Below are 17,609 nucleotides of genomic sequence, written 5' to 3' on the forward strand. Positions count from 1 at the left end.
CGGGGGGGACTATCGCGTCAGCACGGAATCAGTCTGGAACCCAGCGCAATACCGGTTCGGCGAACTCGATGCCGGCCATGGCATCAGCCCAGTCTGCCAGGCGCTTAAGACCAACGGTGGCCCATTCGGCCGATGTGCCGGCATCGATCACGGCACGCACCTGTCGACAGTCGTTCCGTACCACCGCCAAGGCGTCCATAGCGGACGACCGCGGGGCGGTGGTTTCGACCAGCCTGTCAATCAACAGCGCCAACTGGGCGGCCTGACGTAGCGCCGGCCCAGCGCCAGCCCACCACTCCAGCGCCAAGCCCATCGTCGCCAGGGTGTCCACCGGAATGGGCGCAGGCTTGGCGGTGGCTAGTCCGACCTGGGCGGCACCGCGCAACAATAGGCCCGCCTCTTCGCTCCCCTCGGCCCCAGCCAAGCCGATGTTGGTGATGGCGACCGCAATGGGCCCGCCCTGGGCCAGCAGGCCTTCCGTCAGGCCCTCCGAGACCGCGTCCAACTGACCATCCACCATGGTCACCATGGCCCGGAAGTGCGCGAGATCCGCCTCCGCCGCCGGACCTGATTGGCTGGCGATGCGCTGCAAAGGGCCGATATAACTGGCCCCGAACGCCAATTGGTTGACCACCCCATCGCAGAGGGCGCAGATGGTTGGCCCTGCGGCCCCCGGCCGGGTGATGAGGGCCCGGTAACTTCCCTGGTCGCTCCGCCCTTCCCGGACCAACTGCCGGCAGTTCAGCGCCAGGGCGATGATGCCGTGGCCGACCAGGCCCTGGTGAAACCCTTTCCACAAGGTGTTCTGCCAAAACCGATATTCGGTCGCCAAGCCCGGCGCCTGCCGGGCGACGACCCCCGGCAGCCGGCCGTTTCTGAGAGCACTGAGGCAGCGGGCGAGCGCGATCAGCCGGTTGCACAGGTCCAGGATGGGAAGCGCCATGCCGCTCATGAGGGCACCGCTCATAAAGGCAGGGACGGCAGCCGAACCATACCACCGTCTGGCGTCATGCGGTGAAGGTCCCCCTTGCCGTCACAGTGGTAGGCCACGTCCGTGTCACTGGCGAAGACGGCCGTCGCTTCCGAGGTCACATAGGTTCGGCACGGCGGCTGCACCCTCGTATCAATATGCCAGAGGGCCCCCGCCCCGGAGGCGATGCCCAACTGCTCACCGGTCGACAGCTGGGCGATGGCGTTAACGCAGGCCCCCACCTGCCGGGGGGTGCCACCAGCCAGCGCGTCGTAAAGGTAGGCACGGTTGTCGGCATCCACCATGCCCAGCTTGTTGCCATTGGCCCGGATCGACAGATAGGCGGCGCGCCCCACCCGCCCCCAATTCTGTCGGGCGGGATTGTAGCGGTAGAGCGTCTGGCTGTTGTTGGTGAGGGCGAAGACGACGCCGCCCGCGACGGCGATCTGGGCGGCGACATCCGGTCCCGGCAGCATGGGCAGGGCTGTCCAACTTTTGCCCATGCCGTTGTAGCGGTGCACCCGCCCGTCCCCCGCGGCCTGATTCACCGCGTAGATCGTCCCCTGCCCTACGGCGACGCACGACGCGGGGAAGGCGGAGATGGTGGTCCAGACCTGGGTGAAGCGATCATACAGCTTCACATGATAGCTGGAGGGAGCCCCGGCGTCGGATTGAACGGAGGCGACCGGCGCGCCGTCGATCGCCACCAGATCATAACCGTCGCTGACACAACTCAGGGCCGTGACCTGCATATCGGTCCAGCCGGGCGCCGACGGCGAATGATGGTACATCCGCCCCGAGGCGGCGATGCGGAAAACGTCGTCCCCTGCCACGGCGACGGTGGACGGCGCGCTGAGATGCGTGGGCGAGGGCCACAGGTACAGGGACAGCGCATCGGACAGGCCCGCATCGGCCATGGCGGCGCCCCACTCCCCCCGCGCTGCCGAGAGATCATCGTCGTCCAGCGCGGTCGACACCTCGGACGGCAAGCGCCCCAGCAGCCAGGCCAGCGCCGCCAATTCCTCCTGCGCGGCCTGCACCATGGGCGCCACGCCCATCAGCTGGACCCGCATTCCGGCCAGGAGCATCGCCGCGGCCTGCTCCTGCCGCCACCGGTCGAGCTTGACCTCGATCAGCGCCTCAAGCTTGCCAAGCTGGCCTTGGAGGAAGGGCAGGTCGATGGCGCCGTTGTGCGTACCGACAACCCCACCGGGGATCATCGACCAGCCCAAGGGATTCCAGCACATCGTCAACCCTACCACCCCCACGGCCACGGAGGAGGCGCCGCCCAGGCCGGCGTCAATGATGCGGCTGGTCTCGGCCGCGATGCAGGCCTGGGCATGGTGGACGGCCATGGTCATGGCCTTGGCCTCGCCACCGTGGGCCGCCAACAGTTGCCCAAGCACACCGGCTTGGGCGGCGTCCGCCAGGGCCGTAGCGGTGGTCGCCAGCCATTGCCCCTGCTGGGTGACCATGCCGAGCAGGGCGGAGACCGCTTCGCTCCGCCGCCGGACGGCCCTTTCGCAGGCTTTCAGGGGATGGGCGCACGGCAACCGGCCGGCACCTTGGCCGGACCGCCCCGCCAGGGCGTCGTCCAGAACGCGGGTCATGTCCGCCAGCAGACGTGGCAACGACGCCAATTGGGAAAAGACGCTGGGCAGTTCGGCGCCCCGCCGGGGCGTGATCCAGGTCCCGGCCTGCGCCTGAAACGTCGCGAACTGATCCCGGAAGGCATCATACGACGCTTGTGGTGACGGCACCCCGGATTGCGGAAAGGGGGATTGCGGTACGGGATAGGCGTCCCCGAACAGAATGGCCGGCATCGACGCCTGCGTCAGCGCGAAAAGATAGCTGCTGGTCGCCGCCAGGCTTAAGGTCGCGGCCGTGGTCCGCTCCGCCAACGTCTGGGCGATCCGGCCCAGCCTGGTCGCGGCCGGCTTGCGCGCCGGCAACCGGGCATGGACACCGGGACCCGCCAATATGCGGCGCCCCAGGGTCGCCTCGGGCGTCATGATGGCCGGCATCGTCGCGTTCATGCCCAATTCCCCTCCGCTGCAGTTCCTGCCGCTTCCCAAGGAAAGCTGACCGATGGAGGTTAAGTCGGCTGTTCGCGCGCCAGTCCTTCTGAAATTCTTCTCTGTGATAACAAATTGATTTTATTAATGATTTTTCAGGGCAGAAAATCATGCAAAAAAGGCCCGGTCGGGTGGACCGGGCCTTTCCAGCACCTCGAAGAAAAACGGTCAGCAGTCGAAGAACACCGTTTCCTTGTCGCCCTGCAAATGGACGTCGAAGCGGAAGGTGGGCACGTCCGATCCTCCCTGGCCCCCGGCCTGCCGCGTGGCGATCAGGGTCTGGCGGCGGTTCACCAGCTCGATGGACAGCAGCGCCGGATCGGCGGCGTTGGCCTCAGGACGGTCATCGAAATAGATGCGGGTGTGCAGGTGGATGTTGATGCCGCGCGCGAACAGCAGCAGGGAGCAGTGGGGCGCCTGCGGCCGGCCGTCGACCCAGGGCGTGGCGCCCGGGCGTATGGTCTCGAACCCCCAGAGGCCCGTCTGCGGATCGGCGCCGACGCGGCCCCAGCCCCGGAAGCCGGGTGCGTTGTAGGTGCCGGTGCCGTCGGCCTGCCACAGCTCCAGCATCACGTCGCGCAAGGGGTGGCCGGAGCCATCCCACACCACGCCCTCGATGCGGATCCGCTCGCCCGGCACGCCACCGCCCGCCAGGACGTGCAGCTTTTCCTGGGTGCGCAGGTTCAGGCCGGCGAAATGCGGCAGGCAGCCGATGTGGACATAGGGGCCGCCGGTCTGCGAGGGGGTTTCCTTCAGGTACTGGACAGGCATGGCTCAGTTCCCTTCCGGCCGGTTCTCAAAGAAGGTGGAGCGGCGGCCGCGCAACACGATGTCGAAGCGGTAGACCAGGCTGTCGAAGGGCACCATCTCGTTCATGTCCAGTTTGGCCACCAGCATGTCCACCGCCGCCTTGTCACGGATGGTGCCGATGATGGGGCACAGCGGGATCAGCGGGTCGCCCTCGAAATACATCTGGGTCACCAGGCGCTGGGCGAAGGCGTTGCCGAACAGCGAGAAATGGATGTGCGAAGGGCGCCAATCGCTGTTGTGGTTCATCCAGGGATAGGGCCCCGGCTTGATGGTGCGGAAGAAATAGCGCCCGTCGTCGTCGGTGACGCAGCGGCCGCAGCCGCCAAAATTGGGGTCCAACGGCGCCAGGTAGCGGTCATTGCCATGGCGGTAGCGGCCGCCGGCGTTGGCCTGCCACACCTCGACCAGGCTGCCCTTCACCGGGCGCCCCATCTCATCGACCACGCGGCCGTGGACGATGATGCGCTCACCAATGGCTTCGCCGCCGGTGGTGATGTAATTGCGGATCAGGTCGTTGTCCAAAGGGTCCAGGTCGCCGTGGCCGAACACGGGGCCGGTGCGCTCACCGATCGATTGGCGCAGGGACACCAGCGCCTTACCGGGGGAGCGCAGCACGGATGTCTTGTACGGCGGCGTGAAGGCCGGCGGATGCCAGGCACGGTCGCGCCGGGTGAATTCTCCAGTATCGCTACTCATCTCAGGTGCCGTCCTCCCGGGATTGGTTCTTGAGAGGGGGCACGATGCGGCGCCCCCATCTTTCACCCCCACCCTAGACCAATCGATAGTCCTGAAAATCCCATGCATGGGCATATAATCCATCGATACGATTCATGGATAAGCCGAGGCCAGCGTGGGCAGCTTCGATCATCTGGGCGTGGACGGCCACCTGCTGCGCCTGTTCGTGACGGTGTATGAGGAGGGGTCGGTCTCGGCCGCCGCGCGGCGGCTGGACATGGCGCAGTCGGCCGTCAGCCACGCGCTGAACCGGCTGCGCCGCCTGGTGGGCGACCCCTTGTTCGTGAAGTCCGGACGGCGCATCGTCGCCACCCAGCATGCGGAGCACCTGGTACCCCAGGCGCGACTGCTGATGGACGGGCTGAAGGCCCTGACGGCCGGCGATGGCTTTGACCCGGCGCAGGCCCGCTTGTCCTGGACGGTGGCGGCCAACGACTTCCAGCGCGACCTGCTGCTGCCCCGTTTCTACACCCGGGCGGCGGCGCAGCTGGCCGACCTCCGTCTGCAAGTCATCCCGTCCGGCCGGCCCACCAGCGAGATGCTGAGGGAGGCGCGCTGCGACCTGCTGATCTCCCCCGCCCCGCCGGAGGGGCTGGACATCATCCAGAAGCGGCTGTTCGACGACCGCTACGTCTGCGTCTTCGACGGCGCACGGCGGGTTGCCCCCACCAGCGCCGCCGCCTTCCTGGCCGGGCGCCACGTCACCGTGGTCCACCCCTCGGCCGACCCGCTGAACTTCGACAAGGCGCTGGAGGGGCTGGGCATCCACCGCGACGTGGTGGTAACGGTCGCCAACTTCTCCGGCCTGGCGCCCTTCCTGCGCGGCACCGACCTGGTCGCCTGCGTTCCCAGCCGACTGCACGGCCTGGAACTGCGGGAGTTCCAGGCCGCCCCCCTGCCCGCCGACCTGCTGGCCGCCGCCCCGCCGGGCACGGACACCCTGCGCATGTACATGGCCTGGCACCTGCGCGGCCAGCACGACCCCGCCCAAGCCTGGCTGCGCGGGCAGCTGGAGGCGGTGGCGCGGGAGATGGGGGACGATGCCTAAGCTGCCGGGGCCTCGAGAGCCGCGAATACCTCCGCCGCCTGGTGGAAAGCGGTGTTGGCGGCCGGCACGCCGCAATAGATGGCGCTCTGCAGGATCACTTCCTTGATCAGGTCCTTGGACACGCCGTGCTGCAGAGCGGCGCGGACGTGCATCTTGAACTCCTCCCCCCGGTTCAGGGCGATCATCATCGCCAGGGTCAGCAGGCGGCGGGTGGGGTGGTCGATCGCAGGCCGCGTCCAGATTTCCCCCCAGGCATAGCGGGTGATGAGGTCCTGAAACTCGGTGTTGAACTCGGTGCGGCCGGCCAGCGCGCGGTCGACATGGGCCTCCCCCAGCACGGACTTGCGGGTCGCGAGGCCCAGGTCGAAACGGTCTTGCTCATCCATGGGTCTGCTCCTCAGGCCAGGAAATCGATCAAGGCGGCGGTAAAGGCCTGCGCCTGCTCGACATTCGACAGATGCGCGGCCTCCAGCATCACCAGCGTGCTGCCCTTGATGCCGGCGTGCAGTTCCTGCGCCTTTTCCGGCGGCGTGGCGGGGTCCTGGGTACCGCCGATGACCAGGGTGGGCACGGTGATGGCAGCCAGTTGCGGCCGCTGATCCATGTCGCGGATTGCGGCGCAGCAGCCGACATAGCCCTGCGGCTTGGTGGCCAGCAGCAGGCGGCGCACCCGGTCCACGGCATCCGGCTGGGCGGCCACGAAGCCGGGGGTGAACCAGCGCTGGATCACCGCCTCGGTGACGGCCGCCATGCCCTGGGCGGCCACCAGATCCATACGACCCTGCCAGCTTTCCGCCGGGCCCATGTAGGCGGCGGTGTTGGCCAGCACCAGACGATCCAGCCGATGGCCGGCGTTGATGCCCAGCCACTGACCCACCATGCCGCCCTTGGACAAGCCGCAGAACCGGACGCGATAAATGTCCAGCTCATCCAGCAGGCCCAGCACGTCCTGGCCCAGCCGCTCCATCGTATAGGGTCCGGCCGGCGCGTCGCTGGCGCCGTGGCCCCGGCTGTCATAACGGATGACGCGGTAGTGTTGGGCCAGGGCCGCCATCTGCGGTTCCCACATCGCGATGGCGGTGCCCAACGAATTGGACAACACCAGGGGCGGCGCATCGGCGGGACCGTCGATGCGGTAGCTCAGATTGCAGCCATCATCCAAGGTGATCAGGGGCATGGCGCGGTTTCCTCATGCGTCACGGGAAAGGGTGCGGGCGGCCAAGGCCCGGCGGACGAACTGCGGCGCCATGCCCAGATAGCCGGCGGGGTCCAACGCCGCCGCCAGCTGGGCCGGCGACAGGTGGGCCGTGACCTCCGGCAGGGCGGCCAGCACGTCGCCCAGGCTGCGTTTCTCGGCCACGGCCAGGCGGCTGGCCCTTTCCACCAGGCTGTGCGCCGGGCCCCGGCCCAGGGCCTGCCCCAACGCCATGACCACCGATTCCGACATCAGCAGGCCGCGGGTGACATCCAGGTTGGCGCGCATACGGGCAGCATCCACTTCCAGCCCGGCCATGGTGTCGGCCATAACGCGGAGGCTGCCGCCCACCAGGCGGAAGATTTCCGGCAAGGTTTCCCACTCCGCATGCCAGCCGCCCAGGCCGCGCTCCTGCTCCTGCGGCAGGGCGGCGAACAGGGTGGCGACCAGGGGCGGTACGCGGGTGGCGGCGGACAGCGCAACGGCGCAGGCCACGGGATTGCGCTTGTGTGGCATGGCGGATGACCCGCCCTTGCCGGCCTCCGCCGGTTCGAACGCCTCGCCCACCTCGGTCTGCATCAGCAGCGACAGGTCGCGGGCCATCTTGCCCAGCGCGCCGGCCACCAGGCCCAGCGCCGCGCCCAGCGCCGCCAGCCGGTCGCGGTGGCCGTGCCAGGGCAAGTCGGGCAAAGTCAAATCCAGGTCAAGCGCCAGGGCTGCCGCGACATCCAGCCCCCGGTCCCCCAGGGCGGCCAGGGTGCCCGCGGCGCCACCGAACTGCAGTACCAGGCAGTCCTGCCCGGCCGTGGCCAAAGCCCGCCGGGCGCGACCGACGGCGGCCATCCAACCCGCGGCCTTCAGGCCGAAGGTGGTGGGCAGGGCCTGCTGCATCCAGGTGCGCGCGGCCAAGGGCGTCTCGGCATGGGTCGCCGCCAGACGGGCCAAATGCCCCTCCAGGATGTCCAAGTCCTTGTCCATCAGCGGCAGGGCCTGGCGGATTTGCAGCACCAGGCCGGTGTCCATGATGTCCTGGCTGGTGGCGCCCCAATGAACGAACCGGCTGGCGTCGGGATCAGCCGCCGCCACACGCGCTGTCAGCGCCTTGACCAGGGGAATGGCGGTGTTGCCGGCCTTGGACGCGGCATGGGCCAGGCCATCCAGGTCGAAACGGTCGGCCCGGCAGTGGGCGGCGATGGCGGCATCGGCACCCAGGGGAATGATGCCCAGCCCCGCCTCCGCCCGGGCCAAGGCCGCCTCAAAGTCCAGCATGCCCTGCACGGTGGCGGTATCGGTGAACACCGCGTCCACCGCCCCGCCCCGGAACAGCGGGTCCATCAATCCAGGCATCTCTCATTCCTCCCCGCCAATCTTGAAGGCGGTGGCCACGATAGCATCGGATCGGCAGGAATGAGCCATGCCACGCATCAGGAACAGCTGTGCATTTGCGAACAAATGTTCGACAGACGAACATCATAGCGATGCCGTGGCCAGCCCCGGGTTCTCGACGTTGTTTGGCCCCACCGTCTCGGGCATAAAGGAACTGACGCTTCCCTTGTTGATCAGACCTTTGGCGACCGACGCGCGCCAGCCCGACAAAGGCGAGCCGGATGTGTGGTTAGGATGTCTTTGAGTGCGTGACCTGTTTCGCCGTATCGCCCGCCAAGTCGCTTATCGCAGCCGCCTGCTGATCACACGCACGGCCGATTACGCCGAGTTGCTGCTTTTCCCCCCACCCCCCGCGGTGGGCCGCATCGAGAAAAGCTGGACCGGCCAGGTGCCGCTGGATGGCGCGGCCCGGGTGGCCGTCTTCATGCACTTCGCGCGGACCGATACCATCGCCCCCTATGTCCGCTATCATGTCCGCAAGCTGCGGGAAGCGGGCTTCGCCGTGGTCTTCGCCAGCAACACGCCCTGCCTGAGCGACCAGACGGTGGCGCCCCTGCTGCCGGACGTGGCGCTGGCCTTTTCCCGCCAGAACATCGGCTGGGATTTTGCCGCCTATCGCGAGGCCATCTCCTTGGTGCCGGCGTTGGAAGAGCGCGAGATGCTGCTGATCACCAACGACAGCGTCTTCGGCCCCCTCTATGACCTGGAACCCCTGATCGCCCGCGCGACACCGGCCGAAGCCGACATCTGGGGCAGCACCGACAGCTGGGAGCGCCATTATCACCTGCAAAGCTTTTTCCTGCTGTTCCACCAGCGGGCGTTGCGCTCCGAAGCGTTCCGGCGGTTCTGGGATGGCGTCCGCTGCTTCCGCCGCAAGCATTGGATCATCGAGAAATATGAGATTGGGTTGACGCGGATGCTGCAGGACGGCGGGCTGCGCTGCAAGGCGCTGTTCCCCTACAACACCGTCACCGAAACATTCATGCGCTCCCATACGCCGCGAACCGCACCGCCCAAAGCGGACAGGACATCGCCGGCCGCGTACGCGCAAATGCTCGCCAACCGCATCAAGGCTTCCATTCCCATCAACCAGACCCATTTTTTCTGGTACGAGCTGACGGTGGGACTGGGCTTTCCTTTCATCAAACGCGAATTGCTGCAGAAGAATCCGGCCAACATTCCCAATGTTGGTGATTGGGAACACGTTGTATCCAGGGTTTCCAACTATGATCCCGGCCTGATCCGCGAGCACCTTTCACCACGGTAACGTAGAAGTAGCGACGTTTCTTTCATGCACCGACCTGCCGGGTTTGGGGCCTGCGTGATAGTCGACAGCTTTGCTTTCAGAACGCCAGCGTATCGCCTATAATGGGTATTCAAGGCGGGGGATTTATCGGTTTCATGTCTGACACGTTCCTTAAGATGCTCAAGAAGGGTGTCCGACTGCCGATGCTGTTGGTCGATGGCGCGGATTTGGCGCGCTGCCTGGCGACTCCCGTCCTGCCCCGGCTGGCCACGGTCAAAGCCAGCCTTCCCGGCCACTTGCCGCTGGACGGGGCCCGCAAGGTTGCCGTCTTCAACCATTATGACCAACGCGGCATCGTTCACGACTATGTCGTCTATTTCGTCGCCAAGCTGGCGGAGGCCGGCTATGCCGTCATCTTCGCCAGCAACTGCCCCAAATTGTCGGCCAAGGAAACCGGCAAGGTGCTGCCGCATGTCGCCTGGGTGCTGAAACGGCGCAACGTCGGCTGGGACTTCGGCGCGTTCAAGGACGCCATCGCCCTCATCCCCGACCCCGGGGCCCTGGACCAGCTGTTGATCACCAACGACAGCATCTATGGCCCCCTGCAGGATCTGACGGAGGTGGTCCGCCAGGCGGACCCGGCCCAGGCGGGTATCTGGGGATTGACCGACAGCTGGGACCGCCACTTCCACCTACAGAGCTATTTCCTGATTTTCCATCACGCGGCGCTGAAGCATCCCAGCTTCCTGAAGTTCTGGAAGAAGGTTCGTTATTACCGGCGCAAGCGCTGGGTCATCCGCGATTATGAAATCGGCATGACGCGCTTCTTCCTGCGTGCCGGCATCCAGTGCCGCGCCCTGTTGCCCTACCGCAGCGTGGTTTCAGAAATTTCGAAGCCGCTGAACGAGGCGCTGGACCGGTCCAAGCAGCAGGACGCCGTGGTCGACAACCATGGCAACAGCCAAGGGCAGATCCTGCCCTATCTGCGCCAGCTGCAAAAGGCCATCAACCAGGGACGGCCCCTGAACCAGACCCACTATTTCTGGGATTACCTGGTGGCCCGCAAGGCCAGCCCGTTCATCAAGCGTGATCTGCTGCAGCGCAATCCCGTTGGCATCCCCTGCGTGCAGCGCTGGGAGGAGGTCATCCGCGCCTCCTCGCCCTCATACGACACCAGCCTCATCCTGCATCATCTGCAGCTGTCGATGCGCAACCGGGTGCATTAAGAGGGCGGGTGCATTGAGGGGGCAGGTGCGTCCCTGTCAGCGGACCTCACCATGGAAGGCGCGGGCCTCCAGGGCCTCCACCACCTGCGGCGCGCGGGGGTCGCCCGCCTTGGCCGCCCGGCGAGCCCACTGCAGCGCCGTTTCCACGCCCGCCGCGCCGTCATGGGCGGCGATCAGCTCGGCCAGGGTGCTCATGGCTTCACCGCTGCCGGCAGCCGTGGCCCTTTCCAACCAAGCCCTGGCCTCCGCCACGGCGGCGTCCCGTTGCGCCCCATGCGCTTGGCCCCCATGCCCCTGGGCCAGGAGCATGCGCGCCAGATTGACCTGCCCCGGCACGTGCCCCTGTTCCGCCGCCCGGCGCGTCCAGACCAGGGCGGCGGCATCGTCTTGCGGCAAGCCAGCCCCGGTGGCATAGGCGCGCCCCACCCGGAACTGGGCCGACGCGCTGCCCTTCTCCGCCGCCTGGCCGTACAGGATCATGGCCTGGGCCTCATCCTTTTCCAGGCCATAGCCGTGATAGTGCAGGACACCCAGGTTGTAGAGGGCGTCGGCATGGCCGGCGTCAGCCGCCATGCGGAAATACTGGGCGGACTTGGCATAGTCCTGGGGAACGCCCTCGCCCCCCAGGTGACAGATGCCCATACGGAACTGGGCCGGAACGAAGCCGCTATCGGCCGCCTTGGTGAACCATCGCACCGCTTCGAACACATCCTTGGGCAAGCCACGTCCGCCGGCGTAGGCCAGCCCCAACGCCATCTGTGCCCCGGCATGGTCGCGGTCGGCCGCCGCCTGGTACCACTGCGCCGCTTCGATATCGCTGGGAACACGGGCCAGCCGCCCGGCGTGCAGGTCCCCCAGCAGGGCCATGGCCTCGACATCGCCCTTCACGGCGGCGCGACGCAGCCAAGTCTCCGCCGCCGCGCCATCCTGGGCGACGTTCTGGCCGCGCATGTACATGACGCCCAGCGACCGCTGGGCCGCCGCCACCTGCAGGTCCGCCGCCTGCTTCAGGGTGACCACGCCACGGTCCAAGTCCTGGGGCGTGCCCTCGCCCAACATATAGGCCATGGCCAGATAATAGATCGCGGTGGGATTGCCGACGGCTGCCGCCTCTTCATACAGGCGTACGGCGGCGGCCGCGTCCGGCTCCCCCAGATCGCCGCTGGAGAGGATCATGGCTAGGCCCACCTTGGCCGCGTGGCTGCCGGCGTCCGCGGCGCGGCGGTACCACTCGGCGGCTTGCACCGGGTCGCCTTCCGGCCCGCTGCGCCGTGACAGCAGCCAGCCCAGCAGCACCTGGGCCTCGACATGGCCCTGGATTGCCGCCTTCTCCGACCACAGGCGCGCCTGCGTGATGTCCATTGGCAGATGGAAGGTGCTGCCGGTGTCGCCATCCGCCGGTGCGCGGCCAATGCCGTTGGCGTAGAGGGCGGCAAGGCGCGCCTGAGCATCGGCATCGCCCGCCCCCGCGGCAGCCGTGATCCAACGGACCGCCGCCGCCGGGTCCGGCAGGACGCCGCGTCCCTGCATCAGCGCATCCGCCAGCCCGCGCATCCCCTCGATTGAGCCCGCCCGGGCCGCAGCCGCCAACGCCCGCGCCGCGGCGACATCATCGCCGCGGGCGGCCAGGCGACGGGCCATGGCTAGAGACCAATCAGCGGATGACCGGCCGATCCGCCACGTCGCCACCCGGTCTATCAGCGTCGAAAAGCCGACCATGACCCGCCGCGTGCCGCAGTAGTGATCCCCCAGATGCCGTTCAAACGGATGCCGATCAAGGCTCGCGCATCCCCTCGGACGCCTGACGCAGCACTGTCTCCATCAGGTACATCAGGATAGTGCGGCGCCCTACCATGATGTCGGCGCTGAGCGGCATACCCGGCACCAGGTGCACGCCGTCCTTGCCGACATTGTGAAGCTTGACCTCAGTGATCTCGATCCGCCCCCGGAAGAATCGCCGCGTGGTCGGCTGGCCGTTATCCTGGCGGGTGAAGCTGTCGTCGCTGACGCTGCGCAGGATGCCCTTGGCCGTGCCATGCTCGATGAAGCGATAGGCGTCCAGCTTGATCTCGACCTTGTCGCCCAGCTTGACGTGGCCCTGGTCGGCACCGTCCAGGTCGACCTCCGCCTCCAGGGGCGCATTGGCCGGCACCAGGGTCACCAGCATATCGCCGGTCTTGGCGACGGAACCTACGGAAATGTCACCCACGGACAGGATGGAGCCGTCCTCTATGGCGCGCATCTCGACCAAATCGTTGCGGCGTTCCGCCTTGGACAGGTCGTCCCTGGCCTTCTGCAGGTCCGTCCGCTTGCTGGACAGATCCTGGGCCAGATCCGCCTGCCACTGATGCAAGAAGGACTCCCGCTCCGACCGCAGGGCTTCCAGGTCGTGCGACGCCGAGCGCGCCTGCTGTTCGGCGCTGGCCAGGTTGCGCATCATCTCGGTGCGGCTGTCCTGCGCCAGCAGGGTGTTCAAACGGCTGCCGTATTCCTTCTTTTCCAGCTTGGCGCGCATGTCCTCGATCTCCGAGGTCACCGCCACGCGGGATTTGAAGTACTCCATGTCCCGCTGGCTGCGCACCATGGTGGACTGGGCTGATTCGATCTTCTGGTCGTAGTTCGCGAGCTTGGCCTTGTACTCCGCCTGGCGCGACCGCCAGACGGACAGCTGCAACGCCGCCTGCGTCGTCGGCTCCGCCCCGGGGTCGTAGACCGCCTTGGCCTGCTCCGCCTCCAGGCGGGCGACCTCGGCCGCCAGCGACGCCACCTGGTCGCGCAGCTGCGAAGCGTCGGCGGACGCGAAGGTCGGGTCCAGCGTCACCAGCAGGTCGCCCTTCTTCACCTCCTGCCCCGGCCGCACCATGATGGACCGGACGACGGAGGTGTCTAGCGGCTGCACCACGATGCTGGGGGTGCGCGACACCACCTTGCCGGGGGCCGTCACCACCTCATCCAGCTTCACCACGGAAACCAGGATCAGGGCGACGGCCACCATGGCCGACAGGGTGTACAGCGTGCTGCGCACCGGCTTGGGATACGGGGCCCCCACGACCGCAGCGATTTCCGACTGGAAGTCGTTGATCGCCTGGGCGACGACGGCGTCACTCCCGCGGGGCGTCGGGACCAGAGAGCGCGCGCTCATTGGGAACTCCGGAAGATTGATGGCGATTCTGCTGGAACCAAAGGTGACGATAGATATCGCACCGCTGGAGCAATTCTTCATGGGTGCCGACGTCGTAGACCCGTCCGCGCTCCATCACCACGATCATATCGCAATCCACCAGCGAGGTCAGGCGATGGGAAATGACCACCATCGTCCGGCCTTCGGAGATGCGCTGCAGGTTGCTGTTGATGATGGCTTCGCTGTCCGGGTCCAGGGCGCTGGTCGCCTCGTCCAGGATCAGGATGGGCGGATCGACCAGCAGGGCACGGGCGATGGCGATGCGCTGGCGCTGGCCACCGGAGATATTGGTCGACCCCTCGGCCAGGAAGGTGTCGTAGCCGCGCGGCAGGCGCTCGATGAACTCCTCGGCGCCGGCCATGCGGGCGGCCTCGATGATCTCTTCGAACGAGGCGTCGGCCCGGGCAGCGCCGATGTTCTCACGCACGCTGCCGCTGAACAGGAAGTTGTCCTGCAGCACGACGCCCAGGTTGGAGCGCAGGTGGCTGATGTCCATCTGGCGCAGATCGACACCGTCGATCTTGATCAGGCCGTCGTAGTCCTGGTGCAGGCCCTGCAGCAGGCGGGTCACGGTGGTCTTGCCCGAACCGCTGCGCCCCATCACGCCGACCACACTGCCCCGCGGGATGTCGACGGTGACCCGGTCCAGCGCCTTGTTCTGGGCGCCGGGGTAGCGGAAGCTGACATCCTCGAAGCTGATGTGCCCATGGAATCGCGGGCGCAGGCCATGATCCGACCGCAGATCTTCCGGCGGGATGTTGACGATGGAAGCGACTTGGCTGATGGCGCCGCGCACCTCCTGAAGCTGCTGCAGCATGCCGGCGATCTGGACCAGCGGCTGGGTGGCGCGGCTGGCCAGCATGGTGAACGCCACCAGCGACCCGGCCAGTGCCGACTGGTCAGAAGATAGCGCCATATAGCAGCCCAGCAGCAGCGTGCCGGAATAGGTCAGCTTCTCCAGCGGCTGCAGGATGGTCTGGGGCTGGTTGGCGATCAGCGCCAGGTTGCGGTGGGCCTTCACCGCCTGGGCGCCCCGCATGTCCCACCCGCGCCGCTTGCTGCCTTCCAGCGCCAGCGACTTGATCGTCCGCATGCCATGGATGCTTTCGATCATGAAGGAGTTCTTGCGGGTCTCCGCCTCCACCACCTTGCCGTGATAACGGCCGATCACCGGCATGTACAGCAGGACGACCAGGAACATGACACACGCAATGCCCAGCACCCACAAGCTGAGGATCGCGTTCATGAAGAACATGGCGGGAATGATGACGATCAGGGTCATCGTGTCCAGCGCGGTGCCGAACAGCTGGCCTGTCAGGAAATTACGCACACGCCAGATTTCGTTCAGGCGGTGATTGATGAGGCCCGTGGACAGGCCTTCGAATACCTCGATGGGCAAGCCGAGCAGACGGTCATAGACGAAAGCGGTCAAGCGGCCGTCGATGCGGGCGGTGCCCTCCGCCACCAGGTAGCGGCGCAGCCACCCGAAGGCGGTGTCGAAAACGATCACGAACCCCACGCCGACGGCCAGGACCACCAGGGTGGACATGCGCTGGTGCACCAGGACGCGGTCGACCACGACCATGTAGACCAGCGGCGGCACCAGGGAGAAAAAGCTCATGATCAGCGCGGCCAAGCCCACGTCGCGGAAGATGCGGCGTTCCCGCAGCACCTCCCCCATCAGCCAACCCAGCCCGAACAGGCCCCGCTCCTCCGCCTCGGTGTTCTTCGGCTTCAGCAGGACGACGTCGCCGGCCCAGATCTCATCCAGCGCGATTTCGTCCAGAGGACGGGTCTGGTTGGCCTGACCTGGCTCGCGAACATAGATGATGGGCGGGGAAACGCTGGGCGACACGCCGGTCAGCACCAGGGCGGTCCCGTCCTTCAGGCACAGGATGGCGGGGACAGCCCGGCCCAGGCGCATCAGCTGCCGCCAGTTCATGCGGACGGCCCGGGCCTCGAAGCCCTTCTCATCGGCGGCATGCACCAGGACTGCGCGCTTAACCTCGCCCTCCCCCTCGGCATAGGTCCGGACCAGTTGCTCTCGCGAGAGATGGACGCCGTGGTGCTGCGCCACAAGCAGCAATGCGGTGAGCATCGTGTGATCCACGATGGCCCCGTTCATGGTCGATGAATCTGCGCTCACGTCATCCGCCGTACAGAACCCCAATGTGCCGGCCTGTTCCCCTTTCGGGCAGGGGCCGGTCCCCCTTTGCGCGCGACCTTAGCGCACTCATAAAAGAAACGGCAAATTCTACATATGCCTGCCCCGGATTTTCTGCCCGGTTAATGTGTCATTTAAATGAAACGACGAATTAAGTCCCTGCCGGCGCGGGACATCCGAACCGCGCCAGGGCTTGGCGCCAGGCGGGTACAGCCTGAGTGCGGGCGTCGAATCGCGCCCTCACCGTCTCCCTCGCCTTTTGCCGCAGGGGTGCCAGGGCCGGCCCGCGATCCAGCGCCTCTACCACCCGGCTGACCAGCATGCCCGTGTCGAAGAACGGGAACAGCAGCCCGTTCACCCCATCCCGCACCACCTCCGCGACCGGCGGCGTGTCGGAGGCGACCAGCAAGACGCCACAGGCCATGGCCTCCAGCATCGACCAGGACAACACGAAGGGATAGGTGAGATAGACGTGCGCGCTGGACAAGCGCATCAGGTCCAAAAATCGACCGTGGTCAAGCGGCCCCAGGAAATGCACGCGGCTCGATTCCAGCGCCGGCCCCACCTCCGCCATCAGGTGCTCGCGCCAAGTCCCCCCGCCCGCGGGTGGCGGACCATAGCTGACGCCATCCCCCCCGGCCACCACCACCCGTGCCCGGGGCCGCCGCCTCAGGATTTCCGGCAGCGCGCGCATGAAGACGTGGAAGCCCCGGTAAGGTTCCAGGTCCCGCGCCACGTAGGTCACCACCTCGTCCCCCTGGGTGATGACCGTGCCGTCGGGCAGGGCAAAAGCCGGCACCGGTCCGGGACAGGCCAGGTCGGTGTCTATCCCCTCATGCATGACCTGCAGACGGTCGCGGAAGGCGGCCGGATGAAGCGAGCGCTGCCATTCGGTCGGGCAGACGCCCAAGTCCGCAGCCTCCAGCCCCAGCAGGTTGACGACGTTCAGCGTGCGCACACGGGCTAGATCGTCCAGGGTAACGGGGAAAAGCGGGTCGAAACCCACGTCCGCTCCCCGACTGTGATAGTAAAACTCAAAGTAACCAACAAGTGGAACGTCCGGCCACAAGTCTTTCAGATAAAGCGTATCGCCGAAACCGCAATGGCCGATGATCAAATCGGGACGATATCCTTGCTGCGCCATCCCCACGGCATCCCGCAGCGCGCACTGCCCGCGGATGACATGGTCGGCGGCACTCACCAGATAAGGGTGGGTGCCGGCAGCCACGGCGGGCATGTCCCTGTAAAGCTGCGGGGTCAGGCCCGGCAGCCGCCACTCCTCCCGCTGTCCCAGACCGCGTACCTCGACCCGCGGATCGGCCAGCAATGACAAGGCCAGGGGGCGAAATTGGCCGGGAAAGTCCTTATGCAACAGCAAAACCCGAAACATGCCAGCGCGCTTCCCCATCATCCCGGACCGCCGGCAGCCCCCGGGCGCCGGCCCGTCGCGTATTCTCGTGGATGGTCGCCGGGCTTGTCCACGGCGATTGGGTCCACGCCTATTACGTCCACGCCTGTCCGCCGCAGACGGGCGCTGGACAAATCCGCCGGCCCTCGGGCACAACCGGACGGA

Annotated in this window: 14 protein-coding genes; 3 read left to right on the top strand and 11 right to left on the bottom strand. The window is 66.9% G+C overall.

Features of this window, described 5'->3' with window-relative positions; genetic code table 11:
• Positions 1-28 precede the first annotated feature (28 nt).
• The 4 genes from P5F91_RS04390 to pcaH form a co-directional block, all read right to left on the bottom strand.
• Positions 29-952: a hypothetical protein gene (locus P5F91_RS04390; protein ID WP_277906623.1), complete on the bottom strand. Its 924-nt coding sequence runs from the start codon at positions 950-952 to the stop codon at positions 29-31.
• Between the two features lie 11 nt (positions 953-963).
• A complete protein-coding gene (locus tag P5F91_RS04395) occupies positions 964-3,006 on the bottom strand; it encodes a Kelch repeat-containing protein (protein WP_277906624.1) in 2,043 nt (680 codons plus the stop codon).
• A gap of 207 nt (positions 3,007-3,213) precedes the next feature.
• Complete coding sequence (gene pcaG, locus P5F91_RS04400; protein ID WP_277906625.1) at positions 3,214-3,816, bottom strand: protocatechuate 3,4-dioxygenase subunit alpha; 603 nt, start codon at positions 3,814-3,816, stop codon at positions 3,214-3,216.
• Between the two features lie 3 nt (positions 3,817-3,819).
• Positions 3,820-4,551 (bottom strand): protocatechuate 3,4-dioxygenase subunit beta, encoded by a 732-nt coding sequence (pcaH, locus tag P5F91_RS04405; RefSeq protein WP_145612294.1) that lies wholly within the window; start codon positions 4,549-4,551, stop codon positions 3,820-3,822.
• 154 nt (positions 4,552-4,705) lie between these two features.
• Here pcaH and P5F91_RS04410 point away from each other — a divergent pair, with 154 nt between their 5' ends.
• Positions 4,706-5,638 (top strand): LysR family transcriptional regulator, encoded by a 933-nt coding sequence (locus P5F91_RS04410; RefSeq protein ID WP_277906626.1) that lies wholly within the window; start codon positions 4,706-4,708, stop codon positions 5,636-5,638.
• On the opposite strand, the gene pcaC is transcribed toward P5F91_RS04410, so the two are convergent.
• From pcaC to P5F91_RS04425, 3 genes are read right to left on the bottom strand one after another with little or no spacing between them, the layout of a single operon-like run.
• Entirely contained in the window at positions 5,635-6,024 is a 390-nt protein-coding gene (gene pcaC, locus P5F91_RS04415) for a 4-carboxymuconolactone decarboxylase (protein ID WP_145612296.1), read from the bottom strand. The two genes, P5F91_RS04410 and pcaC, sit on opposite strands and share 4 nt — an antisense overlap.
• An 11-nt stretch (positions 6,025-6,035) precedes the next feature.
• Positions 6,036-6,815 (bottom strand): 3-oxoadipate enol-lactonase, encoded by a 780-nt coding sequence (gene pcaD, locus P5F91_RS04420; RefSeq protein WP_145612297.1) that lies wholly within the window; start codon positions 6,813-6,815, stop codon positions 6,036-6,038.
• A gap of 12 nt (positions 6,816-6,827) precedes the next feature.
• The gene (locus P5F91_RS04425) at positions 6,828-8,180 is read right to left on the bottom strand and encodes a 3-carboxy-cis,cis-muconate cycloisomerase (protein WP_277906627.1); all 1,353 of its coding nucleotides are present in this window, start codon (positions 8,178-8,180) and stop codon (positions 6,828-6,830) included.
• A 283-nt stretch (positions 8,181-8,463) separates the two neighbouring features.
• Between P5F91_RS04425 and P5F91_RS04430 the strand changes: the two genes are divergently transcribed.
• Both P5F91_RS04430 and P5F91_RS04435 read left to right on the top strand, forming a co-directional pair.
• A complete protein-coding gene (locus tag P5F91_RS04430) occupies positions 8,464-9,486 on the top strand; it encodes a rhamnan synthesis F family protein (RefSeq protein ID WP_277906628.1) in 1,023 nt (340 codons plus the stop codon).
• Between the two features lie 134 nt (positions 9,487-9,620).
• Positions 9,621-10,691 carry a rhamnan synthesis F family protein gene (locus P5F91_RS04435; protein ID WP_277906629.1) on the top strand — a complete coding sequence of 357 codons (1,071 nt, stop codon included), beginning with the start codon at positions 9,621-9,623 and terminating at the stop codon, positions 10,689-10,691.
• A gap of 36 nt (positions 10,692-10,727) precedes the next feature.
• Here P5F91_RS04435 and P5F91_RS04440 read toward each other — a convergent pair whose 3' ends face one another.
• From P5F91_RS04440 to P5F91_RS04455, 4 genes are all read right to left on the bottom strand, one after another.
• Positions 10,728-12,332 (bottom strand): tetratricopeptide repeat protein, encoded by a 1,605-nt coding sequence (locus tag P5F91_RS04440; RefSeq protein ID WP_277906630.1) that lies wholly within the window; start codon positions 12,330-12,332, stop codon positions 10,728-10,730.
• A gap of 133 nt (positions 12,333-12,465) precedes the next feature.
• The gene (locus P5F91_RS04445; protein ID WP_246134497.1) at positions 12,466-13,833 is read right to left on the bottom strand and encodes an HlyD family type I secretion periplasmic adaptor subunit; all 1,368 of its coding nucleotides are present in this window, start codon (positions 13,831-13,833) and stop codon (positions 12,466-12,468) included.
• Positions 13,793-15,970: a peptidase domain-containing ABC transporter gene (locus P5F91_RS04450; RefSeq protein ID WP_246134498.1), complete on the bottom strand. Its 2,178-nt coding sequence runs from the start codon at positions 15,968-15,970 to the stop codon at positions 13,793-13,795. The genes P5F91_RS04445 and P5F91_RS04450 overlap by 41 nt, the downstream gene beginning before the upstream one ends.
• A 217-nt stretch (positions 15,971-16,187) precedes the next feature.
• A complete protein-coding gene (locus P5F91_RS04455) occupies positions 16,188-17,426 on the bottom strand; it encodes a glycosyltransferase (RefSeq protein ID WP_277906631.1) in 1,239 nt (412 codons plus the stop codon).
• Positions 17,427-17,609: the final 183 nt, after the last annotated feature.

Source organism: Nitrospirillum amazonense (genome assembly GCF_029594735.1).
Classification (GTDB): domain Bacteria; phylum Pseudomonadota; class Alphaproteobacteria; order Azospirillales; family Azospirillaceae; genus Nitrospirillum; species Nitrospirillum amazonense.